Source organism: Endozoicomonas sp. YOMI1 (assembly GCF_024606345.1).
Taxonomy (GTDB): domain Bacteria; phylum Pseudomonadota; class Gammaproteobacteria; order Pseudomonadales; family Endozoicomonadaceae; genus Endozoicomonas.
Map to the genome: position 1 here is coordinate 1 of NZ_JAHHPM010000321.1, position 1,747 is coordinate 1,747.

Sequence of the window (1,747 nt, forward strand, 5' to 3'; positions counted from 1 at the left end):
TACCATCATTCAACTATAAAAATAACACGACACCTTCAACGCGGGCATCGCGTCAACTGAGGAAACTTTCAAGCGGTCTCAGTGATCTGATGAGAAGGCTTTTTTTATCAGGAGAGTTAGAATGGACCTACAATATTCAGGTTCAGGTTCAGGTTACGATCATACAGTCCATAGCCCCCGTGAACAGAACCTTCCCCACCCGGACACCGAGACTTCCCGGGAAGAAGCAAGGGTTCTTTACTACGGTATGAAAACTGATAAATTCTCTCCTGATTCTGATACACTTCAGCTCTCTCCCCACCTACAGCCCTCCAGAGAAGAAAACGCTAAAGAACTTTCGACCAGAAAGCGAAAAATTTCAGACCATCAATATCAATCAGCTTTCACCCTGAACACAAATGATAAAAAACAAACACTCGCAGACAGCACGCCTGAAATTAGTGCAAGTGCCAGCCATCCGGGTGCAAGAGCCTCTGAAATGGATTCAACATGGGCTCCTGATAAAACACAGCCCGATGTTCAGGCAGCAGACAATATATATGATCAACAAATCCAGAGAGTCTGGAAAATTCTGGGTGATGTCCCATCGACCACAAAGATAAGTAGCACACCAACGCACCACTCCGTTATCAGGGATATGTCGCCTAACACCAATATTGAGGGCACCGGCTTCCCATTCTATTCCGATATCGCCAGAGCAGAAGAACAGATTGAACGTTTAAGGATTTTATTAGAAGGGCCCACAGCGTCGCTACCAGGTCTGGCGTCCGTTAAAAGTGATTATCGTGCTGATCAGACTCAATCAACACTGTTTAAGGACTTACCAACCCCCTTCACACCTGAACCATTGGCTACACCCTGGGACCTGTCCCGTACCACGGATGAAAAGCAACTAACTGCTGACAGTTATCCCCCGCCACTCAATACTGGCTTAACCGATGAATCTACGACAACTGAGACACAACAGCTGACTACAGAGCAAACGGCAACAAGCAGCAGTTCATCAACGGAGGTTCAAACCGATGATACTGATAAAGTTCATGCAGAGCACCGCCGTCAGGCATCAACAGCAACTGAGTCTTCAAGTAACACCGGGTTATCTGCGACAGGGACAGGCAGTTCAGCTGAATCCGAATTTCGCCCGAAAAATGAGGATGATATTAAGCAAATATCTGAATCAATGAAAAAAGAAACGGCTTCCTACAAGACGATACCTACAACAATACGTGTTGTATCTGTGGCCAAACCTCACCTCACATCAGCTAAACCACCTGAAAGTCCGGGCACAAATCAAAGCGCCAGCTTTCAGAGTAATATAGTACCAACTACCAAGAAAAAGTCGGTTAGGTGGGCCACATCGGTCGAACCAAATCGTTCCTCCTCAGTTCAAGTTCACAAAGAAACACAAAAACAACAGGAAGAGTCATTGACAACCGAGACTGCTTCCGCCTCCGGCCCGGCAGTGTCTGTTATCGGTGCAAAAAAAGCAACCGCAGGGGGTATGCCATTCGGAATTATCTGACTCACTTCGCACTCGCTGTATCAAAATCGCCTACGAGCTCATAAGGAGATATTGCGAAGTTTACCAACAGACGTTTTTACCAGGCACGACCCTGGAAGTTATTCAACAAGAATGCTGAAATCAGCAAATTTAAAGGCTCGGGGCTCATAACAGTGTTGAGTAATCCATGATTATCTTGGTTAATCTGCTTTTTTATTGCCTTATTCAACGTGGCGTTGAAGATGT

The 1,747-nt window shown here is 45.9% G+C and carries 1 protein-coding gene; it reads left to right on the top strand.

All coding sequences use genetic code 11. The annotated features are described in order from the left end of the window. Positions 1-121: 121 nt before the first annotated feature. Positions 122-1,522, top strand: a complete 1,401-nt coding sequence (locus KDK15_RS11580) for a hypothetical protein (RefSeq protein ID WP_257295513.1) — start codon at positions 122-124, stop codon at positions 1,520-1,522. Positions 1,523-1,747: the final 225 nt, after the last annotated feature.

Coding starts and splice junctions, on each gene's coding strand:
- KDK15_RS11580 (WP_257295513.1), top strand. CDS start 122: ATGGACCTACAATATTCAGGTTCAGGTTCAGGTTACGATCATACAGTC.